The following is a 10,639-nucleotide window of genomic DNA, read 5'->3' on the forward strand; positions in this document are numbered from 1 at the left end:
GATGCCCAAAGTCCCGCCGACACCGGGCGTCATCCAGTATGCCGACATGCTTCCGCAGCCCGGCTTCTGGGCGAAGTGGAGCCCGACCGTGCTGGGTGGCCTGGCGGCGTACGCCGCGCTTTGCGTCATCCTGCTGCTGACGGTGCCCAACACGCTGTGGGACCCGGTGGCGCGTCACGTCACGATCGTGATTGGCGGCCTCGGTCTTTGGCGGTTCGGCTGGTGGACCACCCACGTCGTTCGGGCCTGGATCTACGCCTTCGTGCGCTATCCCGCGCTGCGCCGGCTCGCCGACCGGGCCTGGCAGGACGGTCACCGCCCGCGCCGGGTCCACTTCATGATGACGACCTTCCGCGAAAAGCGCGAAATCACCCACGCCGTGGTCGACAGCATCGTACGCGAGCTGCGATCCACCGGCCTGCCCGGCACGATCTGGCTGGGGTCCGGTGACGAAAGCGACGAGATCATCATCGCCGACTTCCTGGCCGAGCATGCGGCCGACATCGAGATCCGCTTCGAGATCGCCCGCCAGACCGCGCCCGGGAAGCGCTACGGCATCGGCGCATCGCTCCGCGCCATGGCGAAGGGCCGCGAGCGCGGCGAGGTCCGCGAGGACGATGTCGTCGTCTTCATGGACGGCGATTCGATCATCGGTGACGGCATGCTCGCAAAATGCGCGTCGCTGTTTGTTGCGGACCCGATGCTCGAGGCGATGACCACCGACGAGGAAGTGATCTGCTTCGGTCCGCGCTGGATCCAGCTTTGGCTCACCATGCGCTTCGCCCAGCGTCGAATCGCCATGCAGAGCCATGCGCTCGCGGGCAAGGTCCTGACGCTCACGGGCCGTCTCTCGCTGTATCGCGTCAACCACGTCATCCGGCCGGAGTTCTACGAGCTGGTCGAGGAGGACCATCTCGAACACTGGCTGTGGGGCCGTTTTCGCTTTCTGTCGGGAGACGACAAGACCACCTGGTACTACATGCTGCGCGCGGGCGCGAAGATGATGTATGTGCCCGACTCCATCGCCTACACGGTCGAGCATATCGAGGGGTCGGGCTACGAGCGCATGGTGCAGAACCTGCGGCGCTGGTCGGGCAACATGCTGCGGAACGGTGCGCGCGCCATCGCGCTGGGTCCCCGACGCACCGGCTTCTTCATCTGGTGGTGCATCGTCGACCAGCGCATCGCCATGTGGACCATGCTGGTCAGCCCGATCCTCGGCCTGATGGGCGCGGTGCTGGTTTCGCCGGCCTATCTCGCCACGTACTTCATCTGGATCGCCATCACGCGGCTATGGCAGGCGTTCGTGCTGTTCGGCTATTCGCGCGAGATCCACCTCGTCTATCCGCTGCTGCTCTACGTCAACCAGTTCGTGAACGCGGCGGTGAAGGTCTACTGCCTGTTCCGGCTGTCCAAGCAGCGCTGGACCAACCGCGGCGACCAGAAAGCGGGCTTCGGCGGCGGCCTGGCCGACCGCCTGCGCAATGCCGTCGCCTTCTATCTGACGACGGTCGCCATGGCCGGCCTCGTGCTGACGCTCGTGAGCTATGCCGGCGTGCTGCGCCTGCCCAGCCTCTACACCCTTCATGAACTCAAACTGACGGTGCTGCCATGAGGCGCGTCATTCTCATTGCCCTCACGGTACTGATGGCCTCACCGGCCTTCGGTCAGTCGAAGGCCTACAAGGCGTGCCGTCCTCCCGCGGGCCACGGCGAGCCGGCGCCGATCGTCGCGATCCAGGGGCCGGCCCACCACGGCACCGACCGGGCCATCGAACCGTTCTCGCTGCTGCAGATGGAAGCGGCGGCGGCATGGCGCGGACGGCGCGACGAACCCGCCGCCAACAGGGGCGTGGAGGCGCTCGTGCACTGGGCGCGCGCCGGAGCGCTCCGGGAGGTTGTCGACGCAGGTCCTGCCGGCAGCAACACCAACTCGATCTATTCCCTGCGCCGCGCCCTGATTGCGATCCTGGGCTCATGGATGGAACTGCGCACGTCGCCGGCCGGCAGGATCCATCACGCGGAGATCGAACGCTGGCTCGGCGACCTCGTCGCCCTCCAGGACGTGCCTACCGGAGGAGAGAAGAGCCGCGCGAAGGCTGAGGCGGTCAGCAACCACAACAACCATGCCCTTCTGCGGGCGACCGTCGCGGCGCAATGGGCGACCCTGACGGGCAGTCGCGAACTCGCCGACAAGGCGGCGCAGACTGCCGTCGCGACGATCGACGGGATGCGTGCCGATGGTGGGCTGCCGCTGGAGATGGCGCGCGGATCGCGCGCCTTGTGGTACCAGCGTCATGCCATCGCGTCCCTGGTCTATCTGGCGGACCTGCTGCAACCGTTCGGCCAGGACCTGTGGCTGCCGCGGGTGGACGGCGTGGACCTGCATCGCGCAATCGCATTTCTCTTGAACGGTATCGAGCAGCCCGAACTCCTGTCGGCCGTGACCGGCGGCGAAGTCGGCAGTTCGCAGGACTTCAGCTTTCTGGTGCGTCGCGGCAATGGCCGTCACTACATGGCCTGGGCCGAACTCTATCGCGCCCGGTTTCCGGAACGTGACGAGTCGAGGCGCCTTGGTGTCCTGCTGCCGCAGATCAGCGAACCGGGCTGGCCCTTGCTCGACGACTATGTCGGCGGCAACACCACCTGCCGCGTGCTTAGCAGCGATCCGGCATAAACGGAGAGTCCATATTAGTTCGTCGCTGCTGCGCGACACCGGCGCCGCGATCGGCGGCCTCTCGGTCGTCGAGTTCCAGGAGCTGGTCGCCAAGGGCATCGACAAGATCGACGCCACCGACAGCGTGCCGACGGTCTACGTGGCCAAGGTCGCCGGCCTGCTCCCGGGCATGCTGACCACCTCGGACGTGGTCACGCTGTCGGATACCGGCACGGCGATCGGCACCATGTCGGTCGCGGACGTCGCGGGTCTCGCCGGCAAGTGCATCGACCGGATCGACGCCACCGACGACGTGCTGTCGCTGACCGTCGCCAAGTATCTCGGCCTGGGCACCGTTGCGTTGACCGCTGCGGACATGGTGACCATCCAGACTGGTCGGACGACCTATACTCTTCCGTCTACCGCCGACAATCTTGAATTCACCGGCAATGGGAAGTTCACAGGGACCGGTAACGCCTCGGCAAACTTGATGACCGGCGGAGTTTCGGCCGACTCACTGAGCGGGCTCGCGGGCAACGACATGCTGATCGGCGGCGGGGGGCTTCCTGCGAGGCGGGGGAGATAGCGATACCTTCGTTTTCAACGCTACTCCCGGCCCGGAGAACGTTGCAACGTTCGCGGATTTTACGCATGGGATTGACAAGATTGCCCTGACCCAGACGGTCTTCGCGGCAGCCGGCCCAATAGGTGCCGTGGACGTGGCCGCCTTCCACAGCGGTACAGGAGCCCACGAAGAAGTGGATCGCATCATCCATGATGTCAGCTGCCGTCATGGGCCGGGACAGGCCCGGACCTTCTCATCTGCACCAGCACCAAGGCCTCAATCCGCGCCGGTTTTCTCCAGCCAGTCATGCTCCAGCAATCTCAGCCGGCTGGTGACGGAAAGCAGGAAGGCCGTCGACCAGCCGAACAGGATCAGCCCGTTGCCCGCCTCGATGGCGCCAAACAGCCGCCACTTGCCGTCGAGCACGACGTCCCCGTAGCCCAGGGTCGTGAAGGTCACAGTCGAAAAATAGAGTGCCGTTTCGAAGTCACTCACGGCACCGATGGCCCAGTAAGCGGCGCCATACAGCCAGATCTCCACCGAATGGATGGCGACCAGTCCCAGGACCACGAACAGGATGACGCCGAGCGGGACGAGGCGGCTTTCGTGCGCCCGGATGCGATGCGCCCGATCGCGCAGCACCCACAAGAGGCCGAGCAGGCCGCCGAGATGGATGGCGACGGTAAGGCCGACCATCAAGGTCGCGAGCGCGAGGTTGGCAAACATGAGTTGTCCGGCATTCCCCAGAAGAACCCCTGGAAGAGTCAGGGTCGAAAGTTGGTGACGGTCTGGATCGGGAGGGCGGCATATCCTGGGGTGGTTGAAGCCTCTCCTTCTCCATCGAAGGAGCGATATGGCCTCTTGAATTCTAACGTCGTCAAACTGCCTCGGCCACGCACTTTCAGAGATCAACCCACCGAAGTCTTGCGTCGGCCGGTGTGCTGGGCGTGAACATGCAGACGTCGTTCCTGCATCCACCCTTCGGATTCGCGCTTTTCTACCTCAGATCGGTCGCCCCGGAGGGATCCTATTGAGCATTGCCAGCGCCAACCGGTCTGTTGGCAAAGAAGTGCCTTCTGCAACGGCGGGACCGAGTTCGTGCGCCGTGCCGGCTCCCACGATGGGGATGTCCTGGACGGTGAGGCCAAGGCCCCGCGAGAGATGGGCGAACTGGATGCTGCCGCACGCCTGTCGTAGAGCAAGTTGCCCGTCGCGCTTCGCCGGCATCGTCGAAGCCGGGCAGTTGCTGCCCGCGGCAGTGCTCGTGGTGCCTGATCAAATTGATATCGAGGTGTATCCCTCAAGGCGGCGATTCTGCGCCCGGCGGCTGGAGAGCCGTCGATGACCTAGGAAAACAGGATGTCGCCGATTGCGATTGCATTGGCTCCGATGAAGGCCATGGCGGCGTCGGTGCCCGTGTCGAAGTTGCCCGGGCTCTGTAGAACGTAGAGGCTCGTCGAGCCGCCGTCCGACTGGATCACGACATGGGACGCGTCGGTGGCGAACGCCCGCAGATCGAGTTTGCTGACGCCGGAGACGAAATCGCCGATCGTGTCGTACCCGGTGACGAGGTTGCTGTCGGTGTGACCGGAAAAGACGAAGACGTCGGCGCCGCCGCGACCCCAGAGCACGTCCGCGCCGCTCCCTCCCGTCAACCTGTTGGCGCCTGCGTCGCCCACGAGCGTGTCGGCGTTCGAACCTCCGACGAGGTTCTCGATGGAGTTCATTTCGTCGATGAGCACGCCGGCGACGTGGCCCGCCTGCACGCCGAGGTCGGCATAGACCACGCCCGTGGTGGTGGCATAGGAGGCGGTGTCGCTGCCATGCCCGCCCCACAACTGGTTGGTGCTGCCGGGCGTGACGGCGCCGCCGATCAGCACGTCGTCGCCGCCCTGGCCGTAGAGATAGTCGATGCCGGCGCCGCCCGTCAGCACGTTGGCGTCGCCGTCCCCGACCAGGGTGTTGATGCCGGATCCACCCGTCAGGTTCTCGATGGAGTTCATGGAATCGACCAGCGCGCCGTCGACGTAGCCGGCCTGTGCCGCGACATCGGCATAGACGGCTCCGGTCGTGCCGGCATACGACGCCGTATCGGTGTCTTCCCCGCCCCAGAGCTGGTTCGGCGCGGCGCCGGCGGCACCGCCGATCAGGATGTCGTCCCCTTCCAGGCCATACATGTAGTCTGTGCCGCCAAGGCCGCTCAGCGTGTTGTGGCCCGCGTTGCCGATGAGGATGTTGCTCAGCGCGTTGCCCGTCCCGTCGATATCGTCGGTGCCGATCAGGAGCAGGTTCGGAACATTGCCGGGCAGCGTGTAGCTCACGCCGGACAGGACCAGATCGGGACGTTCGTCGTTGCGGATGATTCCGACGGCCGACGCGGTATCGATGACGGCGCCTTCGCTGGCATCGGACAGGGTGACCTGGAAGCTCTCGTCCCGTTCCACCAGCGTCTCGCCGAGGACCCAGACCGTGACCGTCTTGGAGGTCTCCCCGGCGGAGAAGCTGACGGTGCCGGCCGGCATCTCGCCACCGAAGAGGGAGAATGCCGGAAGCTCAGGATCGTCTTCAGAGGGGATCTGGATAAAGAAGGGACCGAGGTCGGAAGCGAACTGGGACAGGAGGTCGGCGGAGCCCAGAAGCTCGTCGGAGGGGATGAAATCGGCGTCGAAGACATCGGACCCGGTGACCCCCCAGCTGACGCTGGTGCTGCCACTGAGATCGCCGGTGCGGGTGACGGTGAAGGTGAAAGGCGTGGCGCCCATATCGCCTTCGGCCTTGTCGGCGCTTGTGGCGGCGATCGACAGCGACGCATCGTCGTTGCCGATGAGGCCGTTCGCCGAGGCGGTGCCGATGACGGTGCCGGCGCTGGCATTGGACAGCGTCACCGAGAAGGCTTCGTTCGACTCGACGGCGGTGTCGCCGGCGACATGGATGCTGATGACCTTCGAGCCCTCGCCGGCGGCGAAGCTCACGGTGCCGGTCGGCAACTCGCCACCTGTGAAGTCGGCGGCGTTGACGGCCGCGCCCGCGACGGCCCACTGGGCACTGGCGGCGCCGCTCAGGTCGCCGGTACGGGTGACGGTAAAGGTGAACGCCGAGCTGCCGGACTGGCCTTCGGCCTTGTCGGCGCTTGTGGCGGCGATCGACAGCGACGCATCGTCGTTGCCGATGAGGCCGTTCGCCGAGGCGGTGCCGATGACGGTGCCGGCGCTGGCATTGGACAGCGTCACCGAGAAGGCTTCGTTCGACTCGACGGCGGTGTCGCCGGCGACATGGATGCTGATGACCTTCGAGCCCTCGCCGGCGGCGAAGCTCACGGTGCCGGTCGGCAACTCGCCGCCGGTGAAGTCGGCGGCGTTGACGGCCGCGCCCGTGACGGCCCACTGGGCGCTGGCGGCGCCGCTCAGGTCGCCGGTACGGGTGACGGTAAAGGTGAACGCCGAGCTGCCGGACTGGCCTTCGGCCTTGTCGGCGCTTGTGGCGGCGATCGACAGCGACGCATCGTCGTTGCGGATGCGGCCGTTCGCCGAAGCGGTGCCGATGACGGTGCCGGCGCTGGCATTGGACAGCGTCACCGAGAAGGCTTCGTTCGACTCGACGGCGGTGTCGCCGGCGACATGGATGCTGATGACCTTCGAGCCCTCGCCGGCGGCGAAGCTCACGGTGCCGGTCGGCACCACGCCGCCGGTGAAGTCGGCGGCGTTGACGGCCGCGCCCGCGACGGCCCACTGGGCGCTGGAGGCGCCGCTCAGGTCGCCGGTGCGGGTGACGGTGAAGGTGAAGGCCGAGCTGCCGGACTGGCCCTCCGCTTTGTTGGCGCTGGTAGCGGCGATCGACAGCGACGCCGGGTTGGAATCGTCGTTGAGGATCGTGCCCGTGGCGCTGCCGTCGATGATCGACGCGCCATCCGACGGATCGGACAGGGTGACGGTGAAGGTCTCGTCGCCTTCGACGGTCGCATCGCCGGTGACGGCGACGAGGATGTTCTGCTGCACCACACCGGGCGCGAAGGTGAGGGTGCCGCTCTGGGCGACATAGTCCTGGCCGGCGAGCGCTGTGCCGTTCGCGGTCGTGTAATGGACGGTGACGGTCGAGGTCGAAGCCTCGGTCAGGAAGACCGGGATGCTGAGGTGGTTAGGTTCGCCGCCGTCGCCCTCGTCGATCGACCCGTCGCCGGCCGTGACGCCGACCGTCGGTACGCCGTTGCGCACGGCAAAGACGTAGGTGCCCGCCGCGCCGACGTTGCTGGCGCTCTCCAGCGCGAGCAGGGCCCCCTGGTTGCCCGATTGCGTCAGCTCGAAATACTCGACGCCGTTTCCCGCGCTGTAGCCGGCCCGGGCCGGCGTGCCGCCCAGACCGTTGCTCCCGCCGGACGCGTTGCCGGTCGTCCAGTCGATGTTCTCGTAACGGAAGGTGATGTCGAAATCGCCTTGCGCGTTGATCTTGTGGATGCCGAGCTGGAAGGCGTTCAGCTTGTTGGTCTGGCTGCTGAAATAGCCGACATCGTCCCATGTCGCGGTGAAGGTCTGCGTCAGGGCATCGAGATCGTACCAGAGCAGGTTCGTGCCGGTCGACGTGCCGCCCGGCGTCGGCGTGACCGCGCCACCGCGCGTGTCGATGTCGGCCCAGTAGGCGGCGATGACGGGATTGCTGGTCGATCCCGTGATCGCACTCGGCGTAAAGCTGCTGGTGGCCGCGTTGAAGGTCACGCTGCCGTTGTTGTTGAGATAGAAGCCGGTGTAGTAGCGGCCGAAGAAGTTGATGCCCTGCGCGCCGAAGATCGGCGTGAGGTCGATGAACCCCGTCGAGCCATCGTCATTGCGGGCGAGTGAGAACTCACCGAACCCCGCGGTACCGCCCAGATCAGCAACCAGCGACGTCATGACGGGCTCCAAAACGGTCTGCCTGACCCCTTCCCGGAGGTCCGGACGACACTTTTGTCGTCAGAGTTTCTTATCGATCGGACAACCTAATCGGGGGGCCGCCCGATGGCAACGAAGCCGATCGCCATTGAGTCGTGCCGCGTCCAACGCGCGGCGGGGGTCTGAAAACTGCGTCAGGGATGCAGTTGTGCGAAGCCGTCCTGCAGCAGCTGCACGATCCTGAAATCTGCGCCGATGCTCACCTTCACGCCCGGCGGCCGCGAAACTGGCAGGATGCGCGCGCTTGCATCCGCTGTCGTTTGCGGCTCAAACGGAATCGTCGGAGCAAAGGGGGAAAAAGACCATGCGGCAGAACAAGATCAAGCAGAAGTGGCAGGCGGGGCAGTGGGTGTCGCTGGGCTGGCTCTCGGTGTCCCACACCTTCACCGCCGAGGTGATGGCGCGGCTGGGCTTCGATGCGCTGTGCGTCGATCTCCAGCATGGCCTGTCCGAGATGAGCGACGTGGCGCCGATGCTGCAGGCCATCTCCCAGACCGACACGGTGCCGGTGGTGCGCGTGGCCTGGAACGAGCCGGCCGCCATCATGAAGGCGCTCGACCTCGGCGCCTACGGCATCATCGTGCCGCTGGTGAACAATGCCGAGGAAGCGGCGAAGGCGGTCGCGGCCTGCCGCTATCCGCCGGTCGGCATGCGCTCCTCCGGCCCGGTGCGCGCCGTGCACTATGGCGGCGCCGACTATGTTGCCAAGGCCAATGACGAAATCGTCGTCATGGCGATGATCGAGACCAGGGAAGGCATTGCCAACCTCGACGCGATCTGCGCCACGCCCGGCCTCGACGCGGTCTATATCGGCCCGGCCGACCTGTCGTTCGCGCTCGGCCTGCCGCCGCGCGGCGATAATCCCGATCCGCTGCACATCGCGACCTGTGACAAGATCCTGGCCGCCGCGCACAAGGCCGGCATCAAGTGCGTCATGCACTGCGCCACTGCCGAGTTCGCCGCCGGCGCCATCAAGCGCGGCTTCGACATGGTGATGGTGACCTCCGATCTGTCCTGCATGATCGCGGGCGTCAGGAGCGAACTCGAGATCCTCAAGACCAAGACGGCTTGAGGGGACGGGACATGGGCAAGCGGGTTGCGGGCAAGATCGCGGTCGTCGTCGGCGCCGGACAGACGCCGGGGGAGACGATCGGCAACGGCGCCGCCATCTCTCTCCTGCTGGCGCGGGAGGGCGCGACCGTGCTCTGCGTCGATCGCGTCGGCGAGCGCGCCGACAAGACGGTGGCGGTGATCGCGGCCGACGAACTCGCGCGCGAGGGCGGCGCGGCGCCTGTCCTGTCCTCGATGGCGGCCGACATCACCAAGGCGGCCGACTGCGCGCGCATCGTCGCCGAGGCGCGCGCGCGTTACGGCCGGATCGACATCCTGATCAACAATGTCGGCATCGGCGGCGGCGGCGATGCGCCGGCGCACCGGCTCGAGGAGAAGGTGCTCGACCGCATCCTCGCGGTGAACCTGAAGGGCATGTGGCTGACCACCAAGGCGGCTCTTCCCCTGATGCGCGAGCAGGAGTGCGGCGCCATCGTCAACATCTCCTCGCTGGCCGCCACCAGTGGCGCGACGCAGCTCGCCTACGAGATTTCCAAGGCCGCGGTGAACCGGCTGACGACCCATGTCGCGCAGTCCAACGCGCGCTACGGCATTCGCGCCAATGCCATCATGATGGGCTTCATGGACACGCCCATGGCCGTCACCGGCATCGCAGAGGCGAGCGGCCGCACCACCGACGCCGTGCGCGCCGAGCGCAATGCCATGGTGCCGCTGCGCCGCAGGATGGGCACCGGCTTCGATACGGCCTACGCCGCGCTGTATCTCGCATCGGACGAGGCGCAGTTTGTGACCGGCGAAATCCTGCGGGTCGACGGCGGCATGGGGCTGGGGACGGTCTAGCCGCTGGCCGTACCCGGCCTTCTTGCGCTACTGGAAGGCGGGGACGACAGATCGGGGTGGGAAATGCAGCTCATATTCATGACGTGCGCGCAGTCGAGTGCGGTGGACAGCCAGACCGGCCGGCTGAGCCTGTTCCACCTGCTGGAGCAGGTCCAGGCCACGTCGTTCCCGACAGCCATGTCGCTCACCCTGGTCGGCATGTTCGTCAAGGAAGCCGGCGAGCCCGACGACCAGTCGGTCCGGCTGAAGGTCGAACTGGGCGATGCGGTCATCTTCGACTCGCCGGTCAACTTCTCCTTCAGGGGCAAGCAGCGCAGCCGGGTTCTCACCGCCATGAACGGCCTGGCTATCCCGTCGGCCGGCAAGCTCAGCTTCTCGTTCCTGACGGCGGCCGGCGCGCTGCTCGGATCGCCTTGGGACGTCGTCGTCGAAAAGGCGGCGCCCCCGGCCGGGAGCCCGGCGCAGGCGCCCTGAGCCGACCCTCGGTGACCCCTCGGGGGCGAGCCGCGACCAAGTTATTTCATTAGGAAAGCGGAGATTCCGCGGGCGGCCCCGTGTCCGGTTTCTCTCGGCTGCGGGCGACCGT

8 protein-coding genes are annotated in these 10,639 nt (G+C 66.5%); 6 read left to right on the forward strand and 2 right to left on the reverse strand.

Annotation, left to right across the window (positions count from 1 at the left end; all coding sequences use genetic code 11):
• Position 1 precedes the first annotated feature (1 nt).
• The 3 genes from KQ910_RS09900 to KQ910_RS09910 are packed head-to-tail and all read left to right on the forward strand — an operon-like array spanning position 2 to position 3,241.
• Positions 2–1,615, forward strand: a complete 1,614-nt coding sequence (locus KQ910_RS09900) for a glycosyltransferase (RefSeq protein WP_229600371.1) — start codon at positions 2–4, stop codon at positions 1,613–1,615.
• On the forward strand, positions 1,612–2,676 hold the full coding sequence (locus tag KQ910_RS09905) for an alginate lyase family protein (RefSeq protein WP_216958983.1): 1,065 nt from the start codon (positions 1,612–1,614) through the stop codon (positions 2,674–2,676). Before KQ910_RS09900 ends, KQ910_RS09905 begins: the two co-directional genes overlap by 4 nt.
• Entirely contained in the window at positions 2,627–3,241 is a 615-nt protein-coding gene (locus tag KQ910_RS09910) for a hypothetical protein (protein ID WP_216958986.1), read from the forward strand. Before KQ910_RS09905 ends, KQ910_RS09910 begins: the two co-directional genes overlap by 50 nt.
• Before the next feature lie 255 nt (positions 3,242–3,496).
• On the opposite strand, the gene KQ910_RS09915 is transcribed toward KQ910_RS09910, so the two are convergent.
• Both KQ910_RS09915 and KQ910_RS09925 read right to left on the reverse strand, forming a co-directional pair.
• Complete coding sequence (locus KQ910_RS09915; protein WP_216958988.1) at positions 3,497–3,946, reverse strand: potassium channel family protein; 450 nt, start codon at positions 3,944–3,946, stop codon at positions 3,497–3,499.
• Between the two features lie 620 nt (positions 3,947–4,566).
• Positions 4,567–8,103, reverse strand: a complete 3,537-nt coding sequence (locus KQ910_RS09925) for a beta strand repeat-containing protein (protein WP_216958991.1) — start codon at positions 8,101–8,103, stop codon at positions 4,567–4,569.
• A 343-nt stretch (positions 8,104–8,446) separates the two neighbouring features.
• Here KQ910_RS09925 and KQ910_RS09930 point away from each other — a divergent pair, with 343 nt between their 5' ends.
• From KQ910_RS09930 to KQ910_RS09940, 3 genes are all read left to right on the forward strand, one after another.
• On the forward strand, positions 8,447–9,214 hold the full coding sequence (locus tag KQ910_RS09930) for an HpcH/HpaI aldolase family protein (protein ID WP_216958995.1): 768 nt from the start codon (positions 8,447–8,449) through the stop codon (positions 9,212–9,214).
• A gap of 11 nt (positions 9,215–9,225) precedes the next feature.
• Positions 9,226–10,053, forward strand: coding sequence for an SDR family NAD(P)-dependent oxidoreductase (locus KQ910_RS09935; protein WP_216958997.1), 828 nt, complete (start codon positions 9,226–9,228; stop codon positions 10,051–10,053).
• 63 nt (positions 10,054–10,116) lie between these two features.
• Positions 10,117–10,527 (forward strand): hypothetical protein, encoded by a 411-nt coding sequence (locus KQ910_RS09940; protein WP_216959000.1) that lies wholly within the window; start codon positions 10,117–10,119, stop codon positions 10,525–10,527.
• Positions 10,528–10,639 lie beyond the last annotated feature (112 nt).

This window comes from Reyranella humidisoli (assembly GCF_019039055.1).
In the GTDB taxonomy this organism is placed as follows: Bacteria; Pseudomonadota; Alphaproteobacteria; order Reyranellales; family Reyranellaceae; genus Reyranella; species Reyranella humidisoli.

Excerpts from the sequence above, each read along its gene's own strand:
- KQ910_RS09900 (WP_229600371.1), top strand. The coding sequence starts at position 2 with ATGCCCAAAGTCCCGCCGACACCGGGCGTCATCCAGTATGCCGACATG.
- KQ910_RS09905 (WP_216958983.1), top strand. The coding sequence starts at position 1,612 with ATGAGGCGCGTCATTCTCATTGCCCTCACGGTACTGATGGCCTCACCG.
- KQ910_RS09910 (WP_216958986.1), top strand. The coding sequence starts at position 2,627 with ATGTCGGCGGCAACACCACCTGCCGCGTGCTTAGCAGCGATCCGGCAT.
- KQ910_RS09915 (WP_216958988.1), bottom strand. The coding sequence starts at position 3,946 with ATGTTTGCCAACCTCGCGCTCGCGACCTTGATGGTCGGCCTTACCGTC.
- KQ910_RS09925 (WP_216958991.1), bottom strand. The coding sequence starts at position 8,103 with ATGACGTCGCTGGTTGCTGATCTGGGCGGTACCGCGGGGTTCGGTGAG.
- KQ910_RS09930 (WP_216958995.1), top strand. The coding sequence starts at position 8,447 with ATGCGGCAGAACAAGATCAAGCAGAAGTGGCAGGCGGGGCAGTGGGTG.
- KQ910_RS09935 (WP_216958997.1), top strand. The coding sequence starts at position 9,226 with ATGGGCAAGCGGGTTGCGGGCAAGATCGCGGTCGTCGTCGGCGCCGGA.
- KQ910_RS09940 (WP_216959000.1), top strand. The coding sequence starts at position 10,117 with ATGCAGCTCATATTCATGACGTGCGCGCAGTCGAGTGCGGTGGACAGC.